The organism is Ornithinimicrobium pratense (assembly GCF_008843165.1).
In the GTDB taxonomy this organism is placed as follows: Bacteria; Actinomycetota; Actinomycetes; order Actinomycetales; family Dermatophilaceae; genus Ornithinicoccus; species Ornithinicoccus pratensis.
The window spans coordinates 201597-227866 of the sequence record NZ_CP044427.1 but is presented as its reverse complement, the minus strand read 5'-3'; the positions used below and the strand labels follow the sequence as shown (position 1 = coordinate 227866).

Sequence of the window (26270 nt, the reverse complement as noted above, 5' to 3'; positions counted from 1 at the left end):
CACGATGGCATCACGGCCTGCCTGGGGTGTTGTCCCGAGACCGGTGCCTACCTAAGATCCCCCGCATGACGTGGCTCGGCTTCGCCCTCGCGCGCGCCCGGGCCGCCTCGGGGCTGCTGCTGACCCTCCTGGCCCTGGTGACCGTCACCACGGCGATCATCGCCGGGACGGTCGGCTACTCGCAGGCCGCGGCAACCACCGCCGCGCGGGGCGCCCTGAGCTCCGGAGAGCCCACCGAGACCGGGGTCCAGGTGCAGACGCGGCTCGCCGAGACCCCGAGGAGCAGGACACCCTGGCCTTGCAGGCCATCGTCGGCGCCTTCGCCCCCGCCCCCGTCGACGTCGGCCGGACGGTGGTCACCGAGCCGCGGCCGGCGGAGCTCGACGGGGAGCCGCTGGCCGGCCGGGTGGTGCTCCTCGGCGGGCCTGACCTCGCTCTGGACGGAGAAGGCTCACGGGTCAGGGACCTGGTCGCGGTCGTGGACGGCGCCTGGCCCAGCCCGGCGGGCAGGGACGTCCCCGAGCAGGGCTCGGGTGCGCTGCACGTGGGCGCCGCGCAGGCCTGGGGGCTCACCGTCGGCGATGTCGTGGTCGTGGAGGGGCAGGAAGTCGAGCTGAGCGCGACGTGGGAGCCCGTCGACCCGCAGGACCCGTACTGGTTCGGAGACGACCTGGCCCGCACCGGCCAGGTGGACGACGACCACGGCCCGCTCATCGTCGACGAGGCCCTGGCCAGGGACATCGGTGCCCCCTTCGTGCGCTGGTCGGTGCGCCCCGACGCCGCGGAGATCTCCCCCGAGGATCTGTCCGTGCTCGCGTCTGGCGCCGAGAGCCTGCGCAACGCGCTGCGTGACGTCGACGGCGTCGGCGTGCGCGGGCTGACCGTCGAGGGCGACCTCGCACCGACCGCGGCCACCGCGGCCAGCAACCTGGCCACCGCGCGCGCCCTGGGCGTGGTCCCGCTCTCGGTGCTCGTCCTCGTCACCGGCCTGGCCGTGGTCCAGCTGGCCCGGCTGCTCACCACCACCCGCGAGGGTCAGGTCCAGCTGCTGGTGGCCCGCGGCGCAGCCCGTCACCAGGTCCTGCTGACCGGCCTCCTGGAGTCCTCGGCCGTCGCTGTGCTCGGTGCCGGACTGGGCGCCGCAGCCGCGTCGGGCGTGATGCAGCTCGTCCCGGGCGGTGACCTCGTCGCAGGGACCGTGCTCACCGTCGCCCTGGTGACCCTGGCCGGGGTGCTGCTCGTCCTGGCCGCGGTCGCCTCGCTGCAGGCCGGGCGCCTAGCCGGCGGTCAGGCGGTCGGCGACCGGTCCGGCCGGGCTCGGGCCGCGACTGCGCTGGCCACGCTCGTGCTCGTGCTCGCCGCGGCCGGCGTGGCCTGGTGGCAGTTGGACCGGGCTGGTTCCCCCCTGGTCCGCCGTCCCGACGGGACGTTGACCACTGACCTCGTCGCTGGGGCCGCCCCCGCGCTGCTGCTGGCGGCGGCCGCCGTGGTCGCCGCCGCGCTGCTCGGCCCGCTCTCCCGCGCCGTCGAGCTGGCGACCCGGCGCTCGCGCTCGGCGGGCAGCCACCTCGCCTCCGCGCAGGTGTCCCGCCACCTGACCGTGTATGCCGTGCCCGTCGTCCTCACCGTGCTCGCCATCGGCGCCACCACGATGGCCGCCCTCTACGCCGGGACCTCCGCCCAGCTGCGCGATGACCTCGCCAACGTCACCGAGGGCGCTCCCCTGCGGGCAGACATGACCCGGCCCCCGGCCACCATCGAGCCGGGCATCATGCCGCCCCCGCCGATGGACCTGACCTCCCTGACCGAGATCGACGAGGCCACGCTGGTCTGGCTGGACGAGAACGCCCGCGTAGGCGACCTCGTCGTCCCGCTCACCGCGGCAGATACCCGTGGCCTGGACGCCGTGGCCAACCGGCTGGCCGGCCACCGCTCGCTGGTCCCGACCGGGCTCGACCAGCTGCGGTCCGAGGACGGCGGCGAGATGCCAGTCGCCGGTGCCATCGAGGTGCCGGAGGGCGTCGAGACGCTCACCGTCGAGCTGGCGGTTGACCGTGAGCTGGACCCGTGGGGGGTCGCCTACCTGGAGAGCCTCCAGGCCTCCAACGAGCAGTTCGTCGAGGCGCTGACCTCGGCGGACCTGTCGCGCGAGGACGAGCTCGACCCCCGGGAGATGACGGTGCAGGAGCTGGAGCAGACGGCCGCGAGTCTGTCTGAGCCCACCGGGGTCGAGATCCGGCTGCTCGTCCGGGATACCGCCACGGGCGTCGCCAGCATGGTGCCGGGAACGCCGGTCGTCGTCCCGGGCCTGGAAATGACCCTGGACGAGGACGAGCTGACCGACATCACCGTGGACAGCACCTCAGCGAGCGACACGGTCCACTTCGCCCTCCGGCCGGGCCGCGGCGTCACGATCGAGGCGATCGAGGTCGTGCTGTTGGGATCGCAGCAATCCCACTTCGGAATGGGCGCGGTCGACTGGTACCTCCAGAACGAGGTCCGGCTACGCCTGGAGGGCGGCAGCCAAGACCTCCTGGCCGACACCGCCGCGGCCTGGGGCTCCCGGGACGCGATGACGCCCGACCAGGCCGCCGATGACCTCGCCGAGCGCGCCGCCAACCTTGAGGAGGGACCCTTCCTCCGGCAGCTGGTCGAGGTCCAGGACGACGGCAGCTGGTGGACCACCTTCGAGTCCAACCATGTGTCGGTCGAGCCTGTGCTCGACACGGACGGCGCCACCTGGACCCTCCAAAGCCACCATTCCATGACGGAGGACCCGACGGAGGGCACGCGACTGACCATCGCACCCGGCGCGGAGTACGTCCGGCCTCCGAACCTGGGTGGCGTCGTTCCGGGTGGGGGGGTCTCGGACACCGAGGAGGATGCAGCCACCAGCGGCCCCCGCGTGCCCGTCGCCCTGACCCCCGACGCGGCCGCGGCGGCCGGTCTGACCGTCGGCGACACCCTCGAGCTGACCATGTCCGGTCAGCGCCGCCCGGCTGTGCTCACCGACCTGGTGCCCGCCGTCCCCGGCCGGGCCCAGCCGCAGGCCGCCCTGGTCGACAGCACCGCCCTGGGCACCCTGCTCGCCACCACCCAGGCCAGCCTGCCCTGGCCGAGCCAGGTGTGGGCCACCCCGGCGGTCCCGGCGGAGGACGCCGTAGCCGTGCTGCGTGAGCAGCCCGAGCTGCGCGCGGTCACCGGCCCGGATAGCGTCACCGTCACCGACGCGACCAGCGCCGCCCGCCTGGTCTTCTGGGTCGCCTCCGCCGGTGCAGTGCTGCTGGCCCTCACCGGCATCGCAGCGGTCGTGGCCACCCTGGTGTCCGGCCGCCGACCCGAGGTCGCTGTGCTGCGCGCCCTGGGTATGGAGCCCGGCGCCCAGGCGCGCTCCCGCGCCGCCGAGCTGGCCGGGGTGGTCCTGGTCGCCGTGCTGCTCGGCCTGGCTGCCGGCTGGTTGGTCAGTGCCCTGGTGGTGCCCGAGCTGGCCTCCTCCACGACCCAGCCCGGGCGGGTGCAGCTGCCGGCCGTCCTGCGGCTCGAGGCCGGGCCGTGGGCGGTCCTCCTCGCCTCCGGCGCGGTGGTGCTGGGCCTGCTCAGCGTGGTCCTCACCCGCCGGGTCCGCGACCAGGCCCTGGACCACGAGTACCGTGAGGAGGTGCGTTGATGGGCCGGCATTCCGCCCCCTCCCGCCGCACCGGACGGCGCGGTTCAGGCGGCCTGACCGCAGGTCGACTCGGCGGCCGGCAGTTCACCGCCGACCCCTGGGTCTCCCTCGGGTTGGCGCTGCTGATCGGTCTGGTCGCCCTGCTCCTGACGGCGGTCCCGCGTGCGCTGAGCGACGTCCAGTCCCGGCAGCTGGTCCAGGACGTCACCAGTCTCTCGGCGGCGCAGCGCGACGTCGTCGGGACGTGGAACCGGACGGTGGAGGTCCCCAGTTTCCAGGTGTGGGCACCCGACCTGGTCGGGCTCGGCGAGGAGGAGCACGAGGAGCTGGTCCAGGACCCGTGGGGACCGTTCCGCGCCGGCGCCGACCGGATCCGGGTCGAGCAGCCACCGCCACTGCGGGACGTGCTGGACCCGGCGCAGATGGTGGCCGAGCTGAACCGCCCTTTCAGCTGGGTCCCACAGGTGGAGAGCGACTTCGTCTCCGCGACCTTCACCCTCACCGTCGACCCGGACCTGACCTCGCACGTGGAACTGGTCGACGGCGACTGGCCGGCGCTGACCTACCGGGACCGCGAGAGCTTCAGTGGCGTCTCCCCGGGGCCGGGTCGCGAGGAGGGCGAGCGGGAGACCGGCGACGACGTGCCGGAGGTCATGCTCTCCCAGGACGCGGCCGACCGGCTGCTCCTCGAGGTCGGTGACGTCATCGAGGACGTCAACGGCGAGACCGTGCTGCTCTCCGGCACCTACCGGGTCAGCAACCCGGACGACCCGCGCTGGCAGCACGTCACGGCGGCCGACCGGCTGGGGATCATCCCGGACCCGGACGCCGGCACCTCAGGGTTCGCGGCGGCGTTCCTGTCCCCGCAGAACCGCGGCGCCCTCGGGCAGCCGGCGACGGTCGACATGCGCCTGTGGTACCCCATCGACCCGACCGGGATCACCGGTCGCAGCGACGAGGTGGCGACCCTCCGCACCCAGCTCACCACCCTGATGGCCCAGCAGCAGGTCCTGGTGCCCGCCGCCGAGGTGTGGGACGGCCCCGACCAGATCCCGGTCTTCTCCGCCGACCTGGCCCCCACCCTGGACCGGATCGCGGCGCAGCAGCGCGCGACCAGCTCCTTGATCGCGGTCGTCGCCGCCGGCCCCCTGGGGGTCGCGCTGGCCGTGGCGGCGCTGGGGGCGAGGCTGGTCGTCCACCGCCGGCGGCCCGCCCTGGCGATGGCGCTCGCCCGCGGTGCCGCACCCACCCAGCTGCGCACGCTGGTGGCCCTGGAGGGGCTGGTGCTCGGCATACCCGCGGCTGTCCTGGGCCACCTGGGCGCGACGCTGCTCCTGCCCGGCTCCACCCCGTGGTGGCGGTGGGCGGTGACCGCGGTGGTCGCGCTGGTCCCGTCGGTGACCCTGGCCGCCTCGCTCGACGACGCCTCCCTGCTCCAGCGACGCACCGACCTCAGCGGGCGCAGCAGCAGCCGGTGGCGGTGGGTGGTCGAGCTCGCCCTGGTCGGCCTCGCCGCGCTGTCGACCTGGCGGCTCCTGGACCGCGGCGCCCGGGGTGACGACGCCGCCGCGAGCGGCGTCGACCTGCTCGCGGCGGCCACGCCGGTGCTGCTGGCCCTGGCGGCCTGCGTGATCACGCTGCGCCTCTACCCACTTCCCCTTGCCGCGCTGACCCGTGCCCTGCGCGGGCGACGGTCGCTGACCCCGTTCCTGGGGGCCGCGCGGGCTCTGCGCGACCCCGCCGGCGGGCTGGTCCCCGCGCTGGCCGTGGTGCTCGGGACCGCCATCGCCCTGGTCAGCGCAGTCCTGCTCTCCACCGTGACGCGGGGGGCCGAGGTGGCGGCGTGGGAGAACAACGGCGCCGCGATCCGGGTGACCGGGCCGCCGTTGACCGACGACCTGCGCGAGCGACTGGAGCAGGTGGACGGGGTCGCCGCGGTCGGTGGCATCGCGGACAGCGGGCAGACCGCCAGACTCGACGCAGATGGCAACCGTCGAGCGGCGCGCGTCTGGCTGGTCGACGAGGCGGTGCAGCGGGTGCAGGCCGACGCCCCGGTCGACCTGCTACCGGCGGAGCTCTTCGCCGCTGGTGCCGACGGCCGGGCCCCCATCGCGACCCTGCGCAGCCTGAGTGCGGACGACGACGTGAGCGAGGGGCTCACCCTGTCCCGGGTCGGTGACGTCGAGGTGGTGGCGCACCTGCCTGAGCTGCCGGGAGCCGCACACGCCGGTGGCGTCGTCGTGGACCGCGCCGTCTGGGAGGCCACCGGGAGCAGCGGCCCGCTGGCCAACATCATCCTCATCGGTCTGGCCGACGGCGCCGACGCCGACCAGGTCGCGGCCGGGGTCGAGCACACCATGGGTGAGCGCTCCGGGGTGCGGACCACGGTGGCCGAGCAGCTGAGGTCGTTCACGCAGGCCCCGGTGACCGAAGGGCTGACCCGGCTCTTCGTCGGCGCCACCATCATCTCCGGCCTGCTCACCGTGCTGGCCGTCGTCGTGGTGCAGCTGATGGGCTCCGCCGCTCGAGCCCGACTGCTCGCGGTCCTGCGCACCCTGGGGCTGGCGCCCGCGCAGACCCGTGCCCTCACCGCCTGGGAGCTGGCGCCGCTGCTCGTCGTCTCCACCGTCGTCGGGGGGTTGCTCGGTCTCACCATCCCCTGGGTGCTGCTGCGCGGGCTGGACCTCACCGGCCTCACCGGAGGCCCGGCCCAGCCGGCGCTCCTCCTGGACCCGGTGCTGCTGGCCCTCGTGCTGGGTGCCGTCGTCCTCACAGTCCTGATCGCCATCGCCGTCAGCGCCTGGCTCGCCGGCCGCACCAACCTCGCGCAGGCACTGCGCGTCGGGGAAGAGAGATAACCATGGCCACCGTCCCAGACGACACGACCACCGATGCCGCAAGGACCCGGCAGGAGGAGCGTGCGGCTCAGGCATCCAAGGCTCCCCCAAGGCAGGCACCGGCGGCCGAGGCACTCGCGGCCCGTGGCGACCAGTTTTCCAGCCAGCCTGTCATCTGGTGCGAGGACCTGGTCCGCATCTACTCCACCGAGGGGGTCGAGGTGCAGGCCCTGCAGGGGCTGAACCTGGTGGTGGACGCCGGCGACGTCGTCGCGCTCGTCGGCGCCTCCGGCTCGGGCAAGTCGACCCTGCTGGGCATCCTGTCGGGCCTGGACAAGCCCACCGGCGGCCGGGCCCGGGTCGCCGGGGTGGACCTGCTGACGATGAGCCGGGCGCAGCGGGTGGACTACCAGCGGCACACCGTCGGCTTCGTCTGGCAGCAGACCTCCCGCAACCTGCTGCCCTTCCTCACCGCCGCCGAGAACATCGCGCTGCCCATGGTCATCAGCGGCCGTGCCGAGCGGGCGGCCCGCGTCGGGGAGCTGCTGGGCCTGCTCGGTATCGGCGACCTCGGGGCACGCCGGCCGGCCGAGCTGTCCGGTGGTCAGCAGCAGCGGGTGGCGATCGCCACGGCGCTGGCCAACACCCCCGCGGTGCTGCTCGCCGACGAACCCACCGGCGAGCTGGACGACGCCTCCTCCGCGCAGGTGCTGGACACGATGCGCCAGGCCGCGGGCGAGCTGGGCACTACCGTCCTCGTGGTCACCCACGACCCGACGGTCTCCGACCACGTGCGGCGCACGGTCGCCATCCGTGACGGCCGCACCTCCACCGAGGTGCTGCGGTATGTCGTGACCGACGCCGACGGCACGGTGCGGCAGATCGCCAAGGAGTACACCGTCATCGACCGCGCCGGCCGCATCCAGCTGCCCAAGGCCCACGTCGAGGCGCTCGGGTTGCGCGACCGGGTCCGGATCGAGAAGGAGACCGAGCACGTGCAGGTCTGGCCCGACGACGAGCACGAGCGGCGGAGCGGGGACGAGCCTGTCCCGGCACAGGGCGAGGCGGACGAGACGATGCAGCGCGAGATATCTGCGGCGACACAGGACGAGGAGCGGTGATGGGCAAGCGGACGGCATACCCGGACGAGGCGTCGCTCACGCGGAGCAGCGCGGTGCTGGTCGGCCAAGGGCTGCGTCGCACCTTCGGCAGCGGCGCGACCGAGGTGCACGCGCTGGACGGGGTCGACATCGAGGTGCCCGCGGGGGCGATCACGGTCGTGCGGGGCCCGTCGGGATCGGGCAAGACCACGCTGCTCAACCTGCTCGGCGGGCTGGACCGGCCGAGTGCGGGGCGGGTGCTGCTCGACGACGGGCGGGTGCTTTCCGAGCTGGCCGAGAAGGAGGTGCTTGCCGTGCGGCGGCAGCGGATCGGTTACGTCTTCCAGAGCTTCGGGCTGGTGCCGGTCCTGTCCGCCGCCGAGAACGTGGAGGTGCCGCTGCGGCTGCAGAAGGTCGCGGTCGGCGAGCGGACCGAGCGGGTCGAGCAGGCGCTGGCCATGGTGGGGCTGGAGCGGCACGCGAAGCAGCGGCCGTACGAGCTCTCTGGCGGTCAGCAGCAGCGGGTCGGCATCGCCCGGGCCTTGGTCTCGCGGCCGGACATCCTCATCGCCGACGAGCCGACTGGGCAACTGGACTCCGAGACCGGCGCGCTCGTCATGGACCTGCTGGCGCGGGTGACGCACGAGCAGCAGATCGCCTCGGTCGTCTCCACCCACGATCCGGTCCTGATGGGTCGGGCCGACCAGGTGGTGCAGCTGCAGGACGGCAGGCGAGTCGCCCCCGACGCCGACCGCTGAGCCCTCAGACCCACCACAGCAGCAGCACCAGCGTCACCGGGAGGCCCAGCACCGCGACCGTCCCCCCGGTGAGGGTGGCGCGCAACCGGCGGGTGGGGGGTGGTGCGGCGAGCAGCTGCAGGCGGGTCCCGACCTGCGTGGTCGCGGCACTCAGGGCGTGCTCGCGGGAGGCTTGGCGGGGGCCGAGTGGGTGAGGGGCCGCCATCGCCACCAGAGCCCGTGCCAGTGCCGGGGCTGAGGCGCGGGCGGCGGCGCGGTGGTCGGCCAACACCTCGACGAGCAGGCGCACCTCAAGCATGGCGGCCTGCGCCCGGACCGGGGCGGGGACCGCCTCGTGCAGCACGGTGAACAGCTCCAGGAGCAGGTCGTGGCGGTGGTCCAGGTGGGCCTGCTCATGGGCCAGCACCGCGCGCAGCTCCACCGGGCCCATCCGCTCGATCGTGGTGCGGCTGAGGACGATCCGGTCACCCTTGCCCGGCAGGCAGAAGGCAGTGGGTGCGGGGTGTGCCAGGATCCGGACGGGGTCGGGCACGGCGCCACCCTCGAGGCCCTCCATACGCTCCCCCAGCAGGTCCACCAGGGCCCGGTGCTCGGCGCGCAGCCGACGCAGGTCGGTGCCGACGCGGTGGCCGGACCACAGGACCCGGGCAAGCATGACCGCGGAGACCGAGATCGCCAGGCCGAGCAGGAGCGGATGCCCCAGACCCCGGCTGAGTGCGGCGACCGGCGCAGCCAGCAGCGCGCACACCACCCCGGAGATCGAGACGGACTGCCACAGCAGCAGGGCCCGGGCGGGGTCGTAGCGCTGCGGCCGCCAGTGGGCCAGGGTCCGCGGCACCACCAGGGTGAGCAGCAGCGCGCTCACGATGAGCGCTACCGTGACGAGGGCTCCCGCCACGGGTCAGCCGTGACGCTGCTCGACCTCGGCGAGAGCGGCTCGCAGGTCATCGAGCTCGGCCGGGGAGGCGTCGTCCAGGAAGTGCAGCATCGCGACACGGCGGTCCGCCTGCACGGTGTCGAAGGCGGAGCGCAGTGCGGTGGCAGCCAGCTCCTCACGGCTTGCCGCGGCGGTGTAGCGCCACGCCCGACCATCACGCGTCCGGTCGGTCAAGCCCTTCTTGGCCAGCCGGTCCAGCACGGTCATCACGGTGGTGTAGGCCAGTTCCTTGTTGCCGGCCGCCAGCAGCTGGTCCATGACGTCCCGCACGGACAGATCCGGTCCGTGGGACCAGAGGGCATCCATGACGGCGCGCTCAAGGTCGCCAAGGGAGGTTGAGCGAAGGGGCATCTTCTTATTCTACTGCACCGTGTCGTAGTCAGGACAGACGTCCGGGCGGTGTTCTGGCAGGATCGTGTCCATGCACGTCCTCGTCACCGGCGGAGCCGGTTACATCGGCTCCCACACCGTCCTTCAGCTGGTCGCCGCGGGGCATCAGGTGCTCATCGTCGACGACTTCTCCAACAGCCGCCGTAGCGTGCTGGACCGGCTCGCCGAGCTGGCGGGGGGGCCCATCCCGAACCGCGCCTTCGATGTTGCCGACGCCGAGCAGCTGGACGCCCTGCTGACCGAACAGGAGCGGGAAGGTGTGCCGGTCGACGCGGTCATCCATTTCGCGGCGTTCAAGGCGGTGGGCGACTCGGTCGCCCACCCGCTGGCCTACTACCGCAACAACCTCGGCGCCACGCTGGCGGTCGCTGAGGCGATGGTGCGGCACGGCATACCGGACCTGGTCTTCTCCTCCTCAGCGACCGTCTACGGCGCGGACGCCCCCGTCCCGATGACCGAGGACCTGCCGGTGTCGGCCACGAACCCGTATGGGTGGACCAAGGTGATGAACGAGCAGATCCTGCGGGACGCCGTCATCGCCCACCCCGGCCTGCGCGTGGCACTCCTGCGCTACTTCAACCCGGTCGGCGCCCACCCCAGCGGCCGGATCGGTGAGGACCCGGCGGATGTCCCCAACAACCTGATGCCCTACCTCGCCCAGGTCGCGGTCGGCCGGCGGGAGAAGCTGTCGGTCTTCGGCGACGACTACAACACCGTGGACGGCACCGGGGTGCGCGACTACATCCACGTCGAAGACCTGGCCGCCGGCCACCTGTCCGCCCTGGACCACCTGCGCGCGCAGGACGAGCCGCTGTCGGTGTGGAACCTGGGCACTGGGCGAGGCACCTCGGTGCTGGAGCTGGTCGCCGCCTTCGAGCAGGCCAGCGGCCGACCGATCCCCTACGAGATCGTGGGCCGGCGCCCAGGCGACATCGCCAGCTCCTACGCCGACCCCTCCCGCGCGGAGGCGGAGTTGGGCTGGAGAGCGACGCGGACGGTCGAGGATATGTGCGCCGACACCTGGCGCTGGCAGCAGTCCAACCCCGAGGGCTATCCCGCCTGAGGTCCGCTCGCAGGGCGCAGGGCCCGGGGATCGGCTAGGTTCGCCTGCATGGCCGACATCGACCCGATCTGGTGGATCATCCTCGCGGTCGTCGTGCTCGCCGCCCTGATCGTGTGGGCCCTCATCGCCCGCAGGAAGCGTCTGGAGGCCGCCCGCAACGAGGCAGCCACCCTGCGCACCCGGGCCCAGCAGGGCGAGGGCATCGCGGCAAGCGCTGAGGAGCGGGCCGCCCACCTGCAGACGCAGGCCCGCGACGCGCAGAAGAAGGCGGACGAGCTCTACGCTCAGGCGGAGGACGCCACCCGGGAGGCCCGCGAGCGGCGCGACCGGGTGACCGACACCTTCGTGGACGCCGACGAGGTCGACCCCGACGCGAAGAAGAAGCGGCACTAGGGCCTGCGAGAATACGGGCATGCTGCCTGCTGCCCGCACCCCTCTCGCCGAGCTTTCCCCACCCATCGCGCTGGGTGCCCTGGACGGTCGCTACCGGGGCGCCGTGGTCCCCCTGGTGGACCACCTCTCCGAGGCCGCGCTCAACCGGGCCCGGCTGCACGTCGAGGTCGAGTGGCTGATTCACCTGGTCACCCAGGACGTCATCCCCGGGGCCGACCACCTCGCGGAGGAGGAGCAGGCCCGCCTGCGTGAGCTGGTGACCCGCTTCGACGCCGCCGCGATCGAGGAGCTCGGGCAGATCGAGGCCGAGACGGTGCACGACGTCAAGGCGGTCGAGTACTACGTGCGCCGACGCCTCCTCGGGATTGTCGGGGAGCAGCGCGCGGCCACGCTGGGCGAGCTCGTCCACTTCGCCTGCACCAGCGAAGACATCAACAACACCTCCTACGCCCTGATGGTGCGCGGCGCGGTCGAGCAGGTCTGGTTGCCGCGTGCGCGGGCTCTGGTCGACCAGCTCACGGGGATGGCGCGCGACCTCGCCGAGGTGCCGCTGCTGGCGCACACCCACGGACAACCGGCGACGCCGACGACCATGGGCAAGGAGCTGGCCGTGCTGGCCTGGCGACTGACCCGGCAGCTGGACCGGGTGGGCAGCACGGCCTACCTGGGCAAGTTCAACGGCGCCACCGGCACCTTCGGCGCGCACGCGGTAGCAGTGCCGGGAGCGGACTGGCAGCAGGTCAGCCGATCGTTCGTGGAAGGGCTCGGGCTGACCTGGAACCCGCTCACCACCCAGATCGAGAGCCACGACTGGCAGGCCGAGCTCTACGGCGACATCGCCCGGTTCAACCGGATTCTGCACAACCTGTGCACCGACGTGTGGACCTACATCTCGATGGGCTACTTCGCCCAGGTCCGGGGTCAGGGCACCGTCGGCTCCTCGACGATGCCGCACAAGGTCAACCCGATCCGCTTCGAGAACGCCGAGGCCAACCTGGAGGTGTCCAACGCCCTGCTGGACGTGCTCGCCTCGACCCTGGTCACCAGCCGGCTGCAGCGCGACCTCACCGACTCCTCCATGCAGCGCAACATCGGCACCGCGCTAGGGCACAGCCTGCTGGCCGTCGACAACGCCTCCCGTGGTCTGGCCGGGCTGGACGCGGTGCCCGCGGCGATGGCGGCCGACCTCGACACGAACTGGGAAGTGCTGGCCGAGCCGATCCAGTCGGTGATGCGGGCGCTGGCCGCACGGGGCGTGGAGGGCATGGCCAACCCCTACGAGCGGCTCAAGGAGCTGACGCGGGGACGGCGGATCGGCCAGGCGGAGCTGGTCGAGTTCGTCCAAGGGCTGGGTCTGCCCGCGGAGGAGGAGGCGCGCCTGGCCGCCCTCACACCCGCCTCCTACGTTGGGATCGCCCCTGTGCTGGTGGAACACCTCCCTGCCGGCCCCCGGACGCAAGACTCGGCACCCGTCCAGGGTTCGTGAGGGACGGCCCTCGTCTGGGAGGACGCAGGGCTGCTGCGCGAGGCCGATGACTGCGCCAGGCAGCTCCTGGCGGGGATCCTCGACGAGGCCCAGGTGCCGACCATTGCGGTGGCCGGGTCGGCCAGCACGGGTGCTGCCGCCACAGATCCGACGGCGGACACAGGTCCGTCCGGTCAGCTGCGCCGGGCGATCACCACATACGCGACCACACCCACCGCCAGCTGGGCGATGAGCAGGAAGAACATGACCATCGCCACCTCGGCCCCCAGCCCGATCGCGACCGCTGCGGCGCCCGTGAGCGGGAAGGCGGCCAGGCCCAGGACCGCCAGGGCGCGGGTCAGCAAATCGTCGTCGCGCTCGTCGCCGGAAGAGGTGAAGGCACGCTCGAAGGAGGACGCCTTGTCCGGTGCGCGAGAGACCCGCCAGAGCACCACGGCGAAAGCCACCAGGCCCACCGCGGCGCCCTGCAGGAAGCCCGTGCCCATGTTGCCTGGGCCGTGCTCGCGTAGTAGCAGGCCGACCCCGACGACGACGACAAGCAGGATCAAGACGCTCAACAGGGTGCCGGTCTTCTGCCGGGCGGTGAGCTCACGGGTCCACATGGAAGATCTCCTCGACGGTGGTGTTGAAGTGGCGGGCGATGACGATGGCCAGCGGAAGGGACGGGTCGTACTTCTCGGTCTCGATCGAGTTGATCGTCTGCCGCGAGACGGACAGCTGCTCGCCGAGCTCCCGCTGCGACAGGCCCGCGGCCAGCCGGAGCCTCCTGACCTCGTTGCGCATCGACCCTCCTGTGGTCGTCGGGACGGTTGCTTGGGCGACAAGCGACCTTGACATGTCAAACCTACTTGACTTCACGCGGCCATGTCAAGGGACCTTGACTCAATCCGCTTTTCTGGCCGGCCTGCGCAGCCCGCCCGACTTGTCGCTTATACCCCAAGGGGGTATCCTGGTCCTATGTCTGTGCGCGGGTACACCGGGACCAAGGACGACTACCTCAAGCGGCTGCGCCGTGTCGAGGGACAGGTCCGCGGCATCGCCCGCATGGTCGAGGAGGACACGTACTGCATCGAGGTCCTCACCCAGGTGAGCGCGGTGACCAAGGCGTTGCAGGCAGTGAGCCTGGGACTGCTGGAGGACCACATCGGCCACTGCGTGGTCGATGCCGCGGCCGAGTCTCAGGAGGCCAAGGATGTCAAGGTCCGCGAGGCCGCCGACGCCATCGCCCGGCTCGTCCGCAGCTGAGCCCCCCGGCCTGACCCGTCCCACGGGCCGGCGCACGGCATACCCACCACCATCCAAGGAGAGAGCATGACCGAGCAGCAGCACAGCGACCCCCCCGCCGTCGAGCAGGCCGAGGAGACCGGCCAGGTCCAGACCACGAAGGTCGTCGTCAGTGGCATGACCTGCGGCCACTGCACCTCCGCGGTGACCGAGGAGCTCAAGGAGGTCCCCAGCGTCCTCGAGGTCCGGATCGACAATCTGGTCGCCGGCGGCGACACCGACGTCTTCGTCGACTCCGATGGTCCGCTCGACCTCGAGGCGGCCCGGGCCGCCGTCGAGGAAGCGGGCTACACCGCCACCATCTGACCGAGCCCCGCACCTGGCCCACCCCGTCGAGACGTTCGCGTGTCACCGTTGGGGCCTCACGCGTGTTCTGTGGAAGAGAGAAGCATGAGCAGCAGCACCAGCACCGCCCGGCACGACCGCTCCGCCGCGGGCGGGCCGGTGGCATCTGCCGGCCTTCAGCACATCGACCTCGACATCACCGGCATGACCTGCGCGTCCTGCTCGGCCCGGATCGAGCGCAAGCTGAACAAGCTGGACGGGGTGCAGGCCAGCGTCAACCTGGCCACGGAGAAGGCGAGCGTCGACTTCCCGGCCGACCTGTCGGTGGCCGACATCGTCACCACGGTCGAGAAGACCGGGTATGGCGCCTCGCCCGTGCAGGAGGAGCGCGGCGGTCTGGCCCCGGCCATGACGCACGACGTGGTGGACCGGGACTCGCTGCGGCTGCGGATGATCGTGGCCAGCGTGCTGGCCTTCGTGGTCTTCCTGCTGCACATGGTCCCTCCGGTCCGGGACGCGCTGGGCACGGCCGGACACTGGCTGCAGTTCCTGCTCACGCTGCCGGTCTACTTCTGGGCCGGTTGGCCCTTCCACCGGGCCGCGGCGATCAACGCGCGCCACCTCGCCTCAACCATGGACACCCTGGTCTCGGTCGGCACCACGGCCGCGATGGGGTGGTCGGTCGTGGCCCTGTTCACCGGGTTCAGCCACGATATGTACTTCGAGGTGGCCGCGGTCGTGATCGCCTTCCTCCTGATCGGTCGCTACATCGAGGCCCGGGCCAAGGCTCAGGGCCGCTCGGCGCTGACCTCGCTAATGCAGCTGGGAGCCAAGGAGGTCGCCGTGCTGCGGCACGAGACCGGCAGCGGCGCCTGGAGCGAGCACCGGATCCCGGTGGAGGAGCTGGCCGTGGGGGACCGGTTCGTGGTCCGGCCCGGGGAGAAGGTCGCGACCGACGGCCGCATCGTCGACGGCACCAGCACGATCGACGCCTCGATGGTGACCGGTGAGTCGATGCCGGTCGAGGTAGCCCCCGGGGAGGACGTGGTCGGGGCGACGGTCAACGGCCACGGCCGGCTGATCGTCGAAGCCGTGCGGGTGGGCAACGAGACGACCCTGGCCCGGATCACCGCCCTGGTGGAGCAGGCCCAGACCGGCAAGGCCCCGATCCAACGGCTCGCCGACCGGATTTCGGCGGTCTTCGTACCCGTCGTGCTCGTGGTGGCGCTGCTGACCTTCGCGGTCTGGCTCGTGGTCTCCGGCGGCGACGTGGCCCGCTCACTGATGCCGGCGGTGGCCGTGCTGATCATCGCCTGCCCCTGCGCTCTGGGGCTGGCCACGCCGACCGCCCTGCTCACCGGCACCGGACGGGGAGCTGAGCTGGGCATCCTCATCAAGGGCCCGCAGATCCTGGAGTCCACCCGCCTCGTCGACACGGTCGTCCTGGACAAGACCGGCACGCTCACCACCGGCGAGCCCGTGCTCACCGAGGTCGTCCCGGTCGGCACCCTGCCGGCCGACGCAGCGTTGAAAGCCGCGGCCAGCGTCGAGACCGGCAGCGAGCACCCGGTGGCCCGCGCGATCGTCGAGGGGGCTCGCGAGCGCGGCGTCCACCCCTCCCCGATCACCGACTTCGTCAACCTCCCCGGGCAGGGCGCCCGTGCCCGCATCAAGGACACCGCGGTCACCGTCGGCAAGCCGGACCTCTTCGAGCAGGTGCCCGAGGCACTGGCCCAGGTCCTGGCCGCCGGGACCGGCACCACGGTGCTCGTCGGCTGGGACGGGGTGGCCCGCGCCGCGATCACCGTCGCGGACACCCCGCGCCCCAGCAGCGCCTCGGCCGTCAGCCGGCTCAAGGAACTGGGTCTGACGCCCTACCTGCTGACCGGCGACAACGAGCACACCGCCCGTCGCGTCGCCCAGGTGGTCGGGATCGACGCCGCCAACGTCGACGCCGGCGTGCTGCCCCAGGACAAGTTCGAGCACGTTGTGGCCCTGCAGGAGCAGGGCCGGGTGGTGGCGATGGTCGGCGACGGTGTCAACGACGCGGCTGCCCTCGCCCAGGCCGACCTGGGTATGGCGATGGGATCAGGCACGGACGTGGCCGCCGAGTCCGCGGACATCGTGCTCATGCGCTCGGACGTGGACACGGTCGCCGACGCGATCGGACTGTCCCGCAAGACCCTGCGGATCATCAAGGAGAACTTGGTGTGGGCCTTCGGCTACAACACCCTGGCGATCCCGCTCGCCGCGCTCGGCCTGCTCACCCCGCTCATCGCGGGGGCCGCCATGGCGCTGTCCAGCGTCTTGGTCGTGCTCAACAGCCTGCGGCTGAAGGGGTACGCACGTCGCTGAGCATGCGTTCGCGAGCAGAGCTGTGAGCGATAAGGGTTGAGCGCGAGGCTCAGATCTCCACGTCACCCCGGTCGGTGGTGAAGGTCACGTGGAATAGGCAGGGGTGCTCGTCGTCCTCGACGAAGCCGAACTCGATTTGGCTCTCGAAGGCACCCGCGGGCGCGTCGCTGATCCCCAGCCAGTCCCGGACCTGGTCGACGTCGCCGCCGATCGTCAGGCCCTTCAGCCGGACCGTGGAGGTCCCCAGCTGCGAGGGGTGGTCCTCCGGAGGGCAGTCCCAGCGCACGAAGAAGGGCTGGTTGCCATTGTCGATGACGTTCTTGACGCCGATCTGGTGCCAACGCAGGTCCACGCCCTGGGGGGTGTGGCGGTTGCCCTCGACCGCGGCGCGGCCGAGACGCTGCTCCACTGGGGCGAGGTCGTCGACCGCGACAACCCAGGCCATCCAGCCGCCACCGCGTGCGGACCGCGCCCGCACCGCCTGACCGAAGGGCATCTTGTCGGAGGAGGGGTGGTCGAGCACCTCCACCACCTCCAGGTAACGCCGCTCAGCGAGGGGCAGGATGATGTTGCGGGTGCCGAACCGGGGGTGCACCCCGCCGTCGCACGGGGTGACGTCGAGCAGCTCCCCCAGGCGCTCCGCCGTCGCCTGCAGACCCTCGGGGCCTGCGGCATAACTGACGTGGTCGATACGCATGCCGTCATCGTGACACACCGCTGCGGGCGCGCAGACATGGCCCCTCACCCGCGCTGGCGGACCGCCTCATACACGATGATCGCGGCGCTGGTGGCGACGTTGAGCGAGTTCGCCCGGCCCACCATCGGGATCCGCACCCGGTGCTGGGCCACGGCGACCATCGCCTCGGTCAGCCCCGTCTTCTCCGCCCCGACCGCGATCGCGACAGGGCCGCGGTAGTCCACCTGGGTGTGCGTCGTGCCCGTGTCCGGGGTCGCCGCCACGAGGGGTATGCCGTGTGCTCGCAGCCAGTCCACGGTCACCGCGGAGGTGTCGCTGGCTACCGGGACGGAGAACACGGTGCCCTTGGAGGCCCGGACGGTGTTGGGGTTGCCCCAGTCGGTGACCGGGTCCGCGGCGACCACGGCGTCCACCCCCGCGGCGTCCGCGGTGCGCAGCATCGCTCCCAGGTTGCCCGGCTTCTCCACCCCCTCGCAGACCAGGATGAGCGGGTCCTGCGGCAGGTCCAGGTCGGCGCACCGTCGGTCGACCGTGCCGACGACCGCGAGGAAACCGTCCGGCCCTTCCCGGTAGGCCACCTTTTCGAAGGCTGCGCGCGAGAGCTGCACCAGGTCGACGCCAAGCTCCCCGGCCTTCTGCACCAGGCCTCCGGTGCGCGCCTGCTCCCCCATCAGCTCGGGACAGATGTACAGCTCGGCCGGGACCACGCCCGCGTCCATGGCCAGCCCCAGCTCCTCATACCCCTCCACGAGCGTCCGGCGCTCCTGCTCCCGCGTCCTACGCCGGCGCAGGGCCAGCAGGGTCTTGAGCCGCGGGTTAGCCGGGGAGGTGATGGTCAAGGGTGCGGGCACGACGCGCTTTCTCCGTCAGACCCACTCGGCGAGCACGCGGTCAAGGACAACCGCCAGGCCGTCCTCCTCCACGGTCGCGGTCTGCTCGTCCGCAGCTGCGACCACCTCCGGCGGCGCCTGCCCCATTGCCACCCCCAGCGCCGCCCACTGCAGCATCTCCACGTCGTTGCGCTGGTCCCCGACGGCGACGGTCCGGTGCGGCTGGATGCCGAGCGAACGACGGACCAGCTCCAGGCCGGAGGCCTTGCTCACCCCTTCGGGCGCCAGGTCCAGCCAGGCGCTGTAACCGACCGCGTAGGAGACGCCGTGCAGACCGATGCGCTCCACCAGCCGGCTGAACTCCTCCGAAGTGGCGTAGGGGTCGCGGAAGGTCACCCGGGTCACCGGCTTGGCGGCGAGCTCCTCCAGAGGCACCACCGTCTCCTGGCCCCACAGCTCCCCATGGGGGAAGTTCATGCTCACCTTGAAGCCGACGCCCACATCCTCCACCGCGATGAGCGCCTGCGGCATCTCGCGCCGGACCAGCTCGATCGCCGGGCCCGGGTCGAAGGTGACCACGTCGACGAGCCGGTAACCCTCCTGCGTGTCTTCGTCGATCTCGAGGGTCACCGCCCCGTTGGAGCACACGGCCGCTCGTCCCTGGGTACACAGCCCCAGCGCGTCCATCACCGGCAGGGTCGCTTCGAGCGAGCGGCCGGTGGCGATCACCACGGTCACCTGGGGCACGGACTCCAGAGCCCGGATTGCGTCGGCCACCCGCGGGGCCAGGTGCCCGTCGTGGTGCAGGATCGTCCCGTCGATGTCGAGGGCGATGAGAAGCGGCTGGGCCGCGTGGGTGCTGGTCACCCTGGCAACACTAACGACCCGCGATCGACGACGACGCCCCGCCGGTGACCGGCGGGGCGTCGTGCGGACGGGGTAAGTCGCTCTACCGCTGTCGTGACGCGCGCGGCATACCGACGGGTCGGGTCAGTCCTTGCGGCCTAGCGCGCCACGCCAGGTCAGAGCGCCCTGCGTGTGGAGCAGCGCCCGCTCGTAGAGCTTCGCCCCGAGCCAGATCGACCCCGCGCAGAAGAGCGCGACGAGGGCCAGCGCCAGCAGCGGCTCCCAGAGGGCAGTGTCGCCCTCGACGATCCGCATGGGCATCACGAAGGTGGAGGCGACGGGGACGAAGGACAGGACCTCTCGCAGCGTGCCCGAGGAGTTCAGAGCAAGGATGAAGATCACGACCAGGAACATGGTCAGCGGCATCGAGGTGGACTGCACGTCCTCGGTGCGTGAGGCCAGCGCCCCCGCGGCCGCCCAGATGCAGGCCAAGGCGAGGAAGCCCAGGACGAAGAACGGCAGGTACCACAGCAACGCCTCGGCGATGCCTGGCAGCGCCACGTCGAACCCGGTGAGCGGCATGGCCACCAGGGCGACGACCACGATGAGGGCGATCTGCCCGAAGGCCAGGATGGTGTTGCCCAGGACCTTGCCGAGCAGCAGCTGGCGGACCGGGATCATCGCGGCCAGGATCTCCACAATCCGCGACTGCTTCTCCTCCACAACGCTGTTGGCGATCTGCAGCCCGAAGGTGAGGGCGGCCATGTAGAAGAGGATGGCGAAGACGAAGCCGAGGATGAACTGCATGAACCCTGGCATCCCGTCCTCGGACTCCGACAGGTCCACCGGGATCAGGACCGAACCGGCAGTGAGGTCTTCGACGCTCAGGCCGGCCGCCTCGGCCCGCTCGGTGAGTGCCTGGGTCCGGACCGCGTCGGACAGGACGCTATCGAGGCCCAGTGAGGGCGCCCCGTCGGACAGCAGCTCCCACGCGCCGGGCTCACCCACCAGGGCGGCGTCGACGTCGCCGTCACGGACCGCCTGCTCGGCAGCCGCACGGTCCGCGACCGTCTCGGCGGTCAGGCTGGCCTCCTCGTCCTCGGCCTGCAGGGTGGTCTCCGCCTGCTCGACGACGGCCGCGGCGGGCTGGCCGGTGACCGCGACCTGGTAGCTGGCCGCGCCGCCGCCGAAGAAGGACGGCAGCACGAGTGCGGCGATGAGGAAGACCAGGGTCAGGACGGTGCCCCAGATGAAACTGCGGTCCTTGAGCTTGACGGCGATCTCGCGCTGCAGCACCAGGGTCCACGGGGACCGTGTGGCGCTCGCGGTGGTGCCCTCCTGCCCGGAGGCCTGGCTGGCGGGGGGCGTGTTGCGGGGGTCGGTCACGGTGCTCATGCGATAGCCACCTCTCGGTAGATCTCGGACAGGGTCGGGATGACTCGGCTGAACTCGCGGACGCCGCCGCGGGCGACGGCCTCGCTGAGCAGCTGCTCGGCGGCCTGCTCGTCCACCGGCGCCAGCAGGACGCTGGGGCCGTCCAGGTCGACGATCTCGATGCCCGGCCGGCCCCGGACCCAGCCGGTGTCGCCAGTCATGGTGAGCCGGTAGCGCAGCGGGGCGCCGCTGCGCAGGTCGGCCGAGGTGCCCTGGGCGACAACGCGGCCGGCGTTGAGCACGACGATCGAGTCGCAGAGCCGGTCGACGAGTTCCAGCTGATGGGAGCTGAAGAGGACGGGGACCCCGGCCGCGGTGTGCTCGCGCAGCAACTCGCTCATCTGGTCCACCGCGGCCGGGTCCAGGCCGCTGAAGGGCTCGTCCAGGACCAGCAGCAGCGGGTCGCCGAGCACGGAGGCGATGATTTGCGCGCGCTGCTGGTTGCCCAGGGACAGCTCCTCGACCTTGCTGGTCAGCCGCTCTCCCAGACCGAAACGGGTGAGCAGTTCCTGGGAGCGGTCCTGGGCGGCGGCACGCGTCATACCGTGCAGCTGGCCAAGGTAGGTGAGCTGGGCCAGGACCGGCTGCTTGGGGTAGAGCCCCCGCTCCTCGGGCATGTAACCGAACCGGCTGCGCTCGGCGCGACCGGCCGGGCGCCCGCCCCACAGGACCTGGCCGGAGGTCGGGGCGAGCACGCCCATGGTCATCCGCATGGTGGTGGTCTTGCCGGCACCGTTGCCGCCAACGAAGCCCACCATGGCCCCAGCGGGGACGGTGAAGCTGACGTCGTCGACTGCGGTGACGTCGCCGTAGCGCCTGGTCAGGCCCTGCAGTTCGAGCACGGTTCTCCCCTTCGTCGTAGCGGCCGGATCTCGACCGTGCCACCACGCTAGTGAGTGGGGGTATGCCGCACATCGGCTACAGGCGGGAGATTCCGTCTCCCCCCTGGGGCGGAGAAGGAGGTGCTCAGGCGGGCCGGACCAGCCCGGAGTCGTAGGCGCTGACCACGGCCTGGACCCGGTCCCGCACGCCCAACTTGGCCAGGATGTTGGAGACGTGGGTCTTGATCGTGGCCTCGCTGACGAAAACCTGCTGGGCGATCTCGGCGTTGGACAGCCCTTTGGCGACCAGGACGAGCACCTCTCGCTCGCGGCTGGTGAGCTGGGGCAGCGGTTCGGCGGTGCGGTCGGCGGCGGGCGGGGCAGGTGCTCCGCGTCCGTCGCTGAGGGCTGCTGAAGGGCTCACCGGGCCAGGTGCCGTGGTGCTGCTCCGGCCAGAGACAGTGGCGCTGCCGGAGCCTCCCGCCGTCATCGCACCGATCACCCGTCGGGTCACCTCGGGAGCCAGCAGCGCGTGCCCCTGTGCCACCGTGCGGATGGCGTCGACAATGTCGTCGGCGTCGGCGTTCTTCAGCAGGAAGCCGCTGGCGCCGGCGGTGAGCGCGTCGAAGAGGTAGTCGTCACGGTCAAAGGTGGTCAGGATGATGATCTTGACGTCCGTGGAGGCGCTGGCGATCTGGCGGGTAGCTTCGATGCCGTCGAGGACTGGCATCTGCACGTCCATGAGCACCACGTCGGGGGTCAGCTTGGGGACCGCCTCGACCGCCTGTGCACCGTCGGTGACCTGACCCACGACCTGGATGTCGTCCTCGGTGGACAGGATCATCGCAAAGCCCTGCAGCAGCAGCGGCTGGTCGTCCACCAGCAGCACGCGGATCGTCACGGATGTCCCCTCGGTGGCTCGGCTGGCTCAGTGGTGGGCGGCCTCGGCAGCGTTCTCCGGCTCCTCCCGGCCCAGACGATCAGGCCCGGGTCGGCACGAGCGTCTGCCCGCTCTCCACCGCACGACCGTCCAGCGGGAACCATACTCGCACCCGCCACCCATGGCGCCCGGTGCGAGGCCCGCTCTCGACGCCGCCGCCGAGGTACTGGGCGCGCTCCCGCATCCCGAGCAGGCCCAGCCCGGACCCCGATGTCCCGACACGGGGGGTCCCGTCGTCGACGACCTCCACCTCCACCTGCTGAGCCTGCAGGTCGACGCGGACCACCGCCGAGGCGTTGCGGGCGGTCGAGTGCCGGCGCACATTGGCCAGGGCCTCCTGGACGACGCGGTATGCCGAGAGCTGCACCGGCGCGGGCACGTGCGCCCCTGCTCCGGGCTCGGACTCGACGAGCTCCACGGTGACGGTGCAGGTCGGGGTACTCGCCTCGGCGGCCAGGGTGGCCAGGTCGAACAGCGTGGGCTGGGGGCTGCGCAGGCCTTCGTCAGCGTCCGCCGAGCCGGCCTCGCGCTCCCCGCTGCGCAGCGTGCCCAGCAGGTCCCGCATCTGTCCGACCGCGCTGCGGGAGGACTGCTCGATCGCCGCCAGGGACTCCCGTGCGGCGTCCGGGTCGCGGTCGAGCACCCGCCGGGCAGCCGCAGCCTGCACACCCATCACCGATACGTGGTGGGCGACGACGTCGTGCAGCTCCCGGGCGATCCGCAGGCGCTCGGCGACCACCGCCTGGTCGCGTAGCCGGAAGTTCTGCGCCTGGATGGTCCGATGCCGTTCCGCGGAGCGGTGCCGTTCGAGGGCTCCCCGCCAGCTGACGAGGCCCAGAGCGATGGCGAAGCCGAAGTAGATGATGTTGACCAGGATCGTGTAGAGGATCAGAGCCATTACCGGGCTGAGGAAGCCGTACCGCTCTATCCCCTCCTCGGCCAGGTTCTCGGCAATCTGCGTGTAACCGGACCCCAGGGCGAGCCACCAGGCCAGCCATAGCGCCATCACCAGGAGGACTGCGAGCGTGGCGAGCACTGCACCGCGCCGGTCCCGCGCCCAGGCGATGCCGGAGAAGAAGAGGAAGAACGCTAGCAACTGCATCGGCAAGGAGGCCATGACGACGGGCATCAGCTCGCCGGCGACGATGAAGTGGGCGGCGGCCAGCAGCATGACGGTCAGCGGAGCGATCCGTCGGAAGGCCACCAGCACCGCGCCGGAGACGACCGCGACATACTGCGCCCCCATGCCGAACGTCTCGTCGGCCAGGCCGCCCCCCATCCTGATGAACTCCAGCCCGATGGCGGCCACCACGAAGGCGAACACGGCCCAGTGCACGTCTTGGCGTCGATCCGCCGAGGTCGCCACCCTCTCCCAGCGCTCCTCGGCGCCGAACCAGCGCTCCAACCGTTCCATGGTCTGCCTCGCTCTCGCCGATCTTCGTCGGCTGCCCGCTTCCGTGCTGTCCGGCCTGACCGCTGCCTGCCGGATCAGCCTAGGTGCGTCTGGAGAACCGGGCCTCCCCCTGAGGAGGGAGTTCCATGGTCGCTGTTGGGTTGACGTCCGACCTTAGACGGAGCCGCCCGCTCAGAAGGGCGGGTCGTCGTCGTGCCGCGCGCTCCAGGGTGCCGGCCGGGCCTGCTGGTCCGAGGCGGCGCGGTCGGTGAGGTGCCAGCGGTGGCCGCCGGGATAGCGCGGCCGGTCACCGTCGCCAGGCTCCGCGGGGCTCGCGTTGCTGTCCGTGGCAGGCGGTGCGGTGCGGGTGGTGGCGGCGGTGGCGGCGGCGCCGGTCTGGGCGGCAGGGGAGGGACCGGGGGTCCGTCGCCCGGTGGCCGGGTCGGTGTGGGACAAGGAGATGGTGATGTCGCCGCCGAAGCGGGCCAGGTGGGTTTCGTCGTAGGTGTCGTCATCGCCTTCGTTGAGCCGTTCGCCACGATCGCGGTAGCACAGGGCGTGGTAGACCTCGGTGTTGATCTGGTCAGCCACGTCCTCTTCGGGGACGGCCGCGACGCGGTCCAGGGCATCGACGATCAGGGTGACGAGCTCGCGGTAGTCGTGCACGCGGGTGCGGTAGACCCTGGACAGGGCCGTGGTCCAGGTGACGTCGCGGTTGGCGTGCAGGACCGCGTCCCAGGCTTTGGCGGTCTTGGGGTCGTGGTGCCAGGTGTCGAGCAGTTGCCCGTTGCTCTCCCGCGTGTGACCACCGGGGGTGCCGTGCTCGGTGACGTGGTCGACCTGACAGCCCCCGGCATGGTGCTCACAACCCGGCGCCCGACAGGTCACGTCCGCCGCCGCCAGCTGGGCCCGCATCGACGCATCGAAGCTGTAGGCGGTGGTGGAGCGTTCCAGGCAGCGTCCGTCGGACGGGTCCACCAAAAGTCGCACGAGGGTGCTGCCCGGTGAGAGTGCCAGGCGGCGGACCAGGTCTGGGCCCACGAACCCCGGGTACTTCCCCAGCACCCGACCCGTCCACGCCACCCGGGGCACGTTCCGCTGCCCGTGGGCAGAGTTCTCCTGTGGACCCGGCTTGTCGTCGCCTGCGTCCTGGCGGGCTTGCTGGCTGGTCTTGTCGATGTCGTGGTTGCGGGCGGCGCGGACCGAGGGCAGGCAGGCCGGACACCCAGCAGCGCCCGTGTGACCACCCTCCCCGTCCGTCTCGCCAGCTGCCTCACCGGCCTCCCGGCTCACTGCGACTGCCTCGCCGGCCTCCCGGCTCTCGCCGGCTCCTTCGCCGGTCGGGTCGCTGATCTCATTGGCGGGACTGGTGGTGGTGCGGTGGACGCCGGGTAACTGGTGGGCGGTGGTGGGGTCGTGCAGCGCCAGCAGTGGCACCACGACCTGCAGCACCGCCGCAGGCAGGGCGGACAGGGCAGCGATGACCTGCGGGGTCCACCCCGCCGCAGCCAGATCCTCCGGGGTAGGTGTGGTGGTGGCGGCGAAGATGTCCAGGTCCGGCAACTCGTGCGCCCCGACCGTGGCATGCCCCAACAACGCGATACCAATGTCGTTAGCCAACTGCGTCACCGTCCGCGCATCCCCCGCACCCCGCGCCGCACGGGCGGCCCTGTCCAACCGATCCCCCAGGGCCAAAACCTTCAGGGTGGTCCCGGTGAAACACACCTGCGCCGTACCGTCCTCATTCACCCGGATCGACATCGACCGGGCCCGGTAGGCCGCCTCCCTGGCCGCCCGCGCCTCCTCCACCGCTTTCACCGACGCCTCATCACCAGGGTCGGGGCAGGCCGCGACCTTGGCCACCTCCCGCTCCAACGCCACCCAGAACGCCCCTAGCCCCCACGGCCCCGCAGCCACGGACCCGTCTGCCTCGAGCCGTTCCGGCACGCACGTGCCCGGGTCATCACCCAACAACACCGTCGCGACGTGCGCGGCATCCGCCGCGGACAAGCGTGCCTTGTCGCACGCCCGCCACAACCCGCGAACCAACACCCACGTCACCGTCCCCCGGGCCAGAGCCGAGGTCACCGGGGCCCGGAACGCCGCCGGCGCCGTCGCGACCGCCACCATCGACGCGGTCTCCGCCCGCGACCACCCCGTAGCCGGAGCCAGGTCCTGCCGCACCCGCGCCTTCGCCCGCCACCGCCACCGCTCCCGACCCGTGGCCGACAACTCACCAGGGTCGGCCAGGCCACGGCGGGCCAACTCCACCCGACCCATCGCCACCACCCCCTCACCCACCGCCACCAACCGCACCCGCTCCAGGCGCGAGATCACCTGGTTCACCGCCTCCACCGCCCCCTGCGCCCGATCCGCCGTCGCGCACAACGCGTCCACCGACCCCTCCTCCTCCTCCACCTGGGCGGTGCTGCCTCCTTCCACCGCCGACACCGAGGACGGCACGAACCCCGTCCCTACCCCCGCCACCGACCCACCCGACGACACGGCCCCCGCCAACAACGCCGCATCCGCGAACACCGTCACCGCCCCCGCATCCAACCCCACCCGTGACAGGACAGACTCCAACTCACCCCGCAGCCGCCCATCACCCGTGGCCGGACCCCCGACCGCCTCCGCCGCCACGTCACCACGGTCATCACCAACTCCCGACGCGCCCCCGCGTTCACCATCCCGCCTCACCCCGACCACCCCCTCCAGCGGCCTCACCCCGGCCCGACACCCCCGCCCGGAACC

22 protein-coding genes are annotated in these 26270 nt (G+C 71.9%); 10 read left to right on the top strand and 12 right to left on the bottom strand.

Annotated elements, in window-relative coordinates:
• Positions 1 to 298: 298 nt before the first annotated feature.
• The 4 genes from FY030_RS00995 to FY030_RS00980 are packed head-to-tail and all read left to right on the top strand — an operon-like array spanning position 299 to position 8362.
• The gene (locus FY030_RS00995) at positions 299 to 3667 is read left to right on the top strand and encodes an FtsX-like permease family protein (RefSeq protein WP_158059885.1); all 3369 of its coding nucleotides are present in this window, start codon (positions 299 to 301) and stop codon (positions 3665 to 3667) included.
• Positions 3667 to 6525, top strand: coding sequence for an ABC transporter permease (locus FY030_RS00990; RefSeq protein ID WP_158059884.1), 2859 nt, complete (start codon positions 3667 to 3669; stop codon positions 6523 to 6525). The genes FY030_RS00995 and FY030_RS00990 overlap by 1 nt, the downstream gene beginning before the upstream one ends.
• Before the next feature lie 2 nt (positions 6526 to 6527).
• Positions 6528 to 7625, top strand: coding sequence for an ABC transporter ATP-binding protein (locus tag FY030_RS00985; RefSeq protein WP_158059883.1), 1098 nt, complete (start codon positions 6528 to 6530; stop codon positions 7623 to 7625).
• A complete protein-coding gene (locus FY030_RS00980; protein ID WP_158059882.1) occupies positions 7625 to 8362 on the top strand; it encodes an ABC transporter ATP-binding protein in 738 nt (245 codons plus the stop codon). The genes FY030_RS00985 and FY030_RS00980 overlap by 1 nt, the downstream gene beginning before the upstream one ends.
• A gap of 4 nt (positions 8363 to 8366) precedes the next feature.
• Here the strand turns inward: FY030_RS00980 and FY030_RS00975 are convergent, their stop codons facing one another.
• Entirely contained in the window at positions 8367 to 9260 is an 894-nt protein-coding gene (locus FY030_RS00975; RefSeq protein WP_158059881.1) for a M56 family metallopeptidase, read from the bottom strand.
• Positions 9261 to 9263: 3 nt separating this feature from the next.
• The gene (locus FY030_RS00970) at positions 9264 to 9650 is read right to left on the bottom strand and encodes a BlaI/MecI/CopY family transcriptional regulator (protein ID WP_158059880.1); all 387 of its coding nucleotides are present in this window, start codon (positions 9648 to 9650) and stop codon (positions 9264 to 9266) included.
• Between the two features lie 70 nt (positions 9651 to 9720).
• Here FY030_RS00970 and galE point away from each other — a divergent pair, with 70 nt between their 5' ends.
• The 3 genes from galE to purB are packed head-to-tail and all read left to right on the top strand — an operon-like array spanning position 9721 to position 12631.
• Entirely contained in the window at positions 9721 to 10752 is a 1032-nt protein-coding gene (gene galE / locus FY030_RS00965; RefSeq protein WP_158059879.1) for a UDP-glucose 4-epimerase GalE, read from the top strand.
• A 48-nt stretch (positions 10753 to 10800) separates the two neighbouring features.
• Positions 10801 to 11145: a hypothetical protein gene (locus tag FY030_RS00960; RefSeq protein ID WP_158059878.1), complete on the top strand. Its 345-nt coding sequence runs from the start codon at positions 10801 to 10803 to the stop codon at positions 11143 to 11145.
• 19 nt (positions 11146 to 11164) lie between these two features.
• Positions 11165 to 12631: an adenylosuccinate lyase gene (gene purB, locus FY030_RS00955; protein ID WP_158059877.1), complete on the top strand. Its 1467-nt coding sequence runs from the start codon at positions 11165 to 11167 to the stop codon at positions 12629 to 12631.
• A 173-nt stretch (positions 12632 to 12804) separates the two neighbouring features.
• Here purB and FY030_RS00950 read toward each other — a convergent pair whose 3' ends face one another.
• Positions 12805 to 13233: a hypothetical protein gene (locus FY030_RS00950; protein ID WP_158059876.1), complete on the bottom strand. Its 429-nt coding sequence runs from the start codon at positions 13231 to 13233 to the stop codon at positions 12805 to 12807.
• Positions 13220 to 13414 (bottom strand): helix-turn-helix transcriptional regulator, encoded by a 195-nt coding sequence (locus FY030_RS00945; protein WP_158059875.1) that lies wholly within the window; start codon positions 13412 to 13414, stop codon positions 13220 to 13222. The genes FY030_RS00950 and FY030_RS00945 overlap by 14 nt, the downstream gene beginning before the upstream one ends.
• A gap of 180 nt (positions 13415 to 13594) precedes the next feature.
• On the opposite strand from FY030_RS00945, the gene FY030_RS00940 reads away from it, so the two are divergent.
• From FY030_RS00940 to FY030_RS00930, 3 genes are all read left to right on the top strand, one after another.
• Positions 13595 to 13876, top strand: a complete 282-nt coding sequence (locus tag FY030_RS00940; protein WP_158062561.1) for a metal-sensitive transcriptional regulator — start codon at positions 13595 to 13597, stop codon at positions 13874 to 13876.
• Positions 13877 to 13942: 66 nt separating this feature from the next.
• The gene (locus tag FY030_RS00935; RefSeq protein ID WP_158059874.1) at positions 13943 to 14221 is read left to right on the top strand and encodes a heavy-metal-associated domain-containing protein; all 279 of its coding nucleotides are present in this window, start codon (positions 13943 to 13945) and stop codon (positions 14219 to 14221) included.
• 84 nt (positions 14222 to 14305) lie between these two features.
• On the top strand, positions 14306 to 16555 hold the full coding sequence (locus FY030_RS00930; protein ID WP_158059873.1) for a heavy metal translocating P-type ATPase: 2250 nt from the start codon (positions 14306 to 14308) through the stop codon (positions 16553 to 16555).
• A gap of 49 nt (positions 16556 to 16604) precedes the next feature.
• Here FY030_RS00930 and FY030_RS00925 read toward each other — a convergent pair whose 3' ends face one another.
• The 8 genes from FY030_RS00925 to FY030_RS00890 all read right to left on the bottom strand — a co-directional run bounded on the left by FY030_RS00925 (position 16605) and on the right by FY030_RS00890 (position 26081).
• A complete protein-coding gene (locus FY030_RS00925) occupies positions 16605 to 17252 on the bottom strand; it encodes a VOC family protein (RefSeq protein WP_158059872.1) in 648 nt (215 codons plus the stop codon).
• A gap of 44 nt (positions 17253 to 17296) precedes the next feature.
• On the bottom strand, positions 17297 to 18103 hold the full coding sequence (locus FY030_RS00920; RefSeq protein ID WP_238348494.1) for an RNA methyltransferase: 807 nt from the start codon (positions 18101 to 18103) through the stop codon (positions 17297 to 17299).
• A gap of 15 nt (positions 18104 to 18118) precedes the next feature.
• Positions 18119 to 18949 carry an HAD family hydrolase gene (locus FY030_RS00915; RefSeq protein WP_158059871.1) on the bottom strand — a complete coding sequence of 277 codons (831 nt, stop codon included), beginning with the start codon at positions 18947 to 18949 and terminating at the stop codon, positions 18119 to 18121.
• Positions 18950 to 19072: 123 nt separating this feature from the next.
• Entirely contained in the window at positions 19073 to 20323 is a 1251-nt protein-coding gene (locus FY030_RS00910; protein WP_158059870.1) for an ABC transporter permease, read from the bottom strand.
• Positions 20320 to 21204 carry an ABC transporter ATP-binding protein gene (locus FY030_RS00905; protein WP_158059869.1) on the bottom strand — a complete coding sequence of 295 codons (885 nt, stop codon included), beginning with the start codon at positions 21202 to 21204 and terminating at the stop codon, positions 20320 to 20322. Before FY030_RS00905 ends, FY030_RS00910 begins: the two co-directional genes overlap by 4 nt.
• Before the next feature lie 124 nt (positions 21205 to 21328).
• On the bottom strand, positions 21329 to 22084 hold the full coding sequence (locus FY030_RS00900; RefSeq protein WP_238348493.1) for a response regulator transcription factor: 756 nt from the start codon (positions 22082 to 22084) through the stop codon (positions 21329 to 21331).
• 79 nt (positions 22085 to 22163) lie between these two features.
• Positions 22164 to 23537 carry a sensor histidine kinase gene (locus FY030_RS00895; protein WP_158059868.1) on the bottom strand — a complete coding sequence of 458 codons (1374 nt, stop codon included), beginning with the start codon at positions 23535 to 23537 and terminating at the stop codon, positions 22164 to 22166.
• Between the two features lie 171 nt (positions 23538 to 23708).
• Positions 23709 to 26081, bottom strand: a complete 2373-nt coding sequence (locus tag FY030_RS00890; protein ID WP_158059867.1) for an HNH endonuclease signature motif containing protein — start codon at positions 26079 to 26081, stop codon at positions 23709 to 23711.
• Positions 26082 to 26270: the final 189 nt, after the last annotated feature.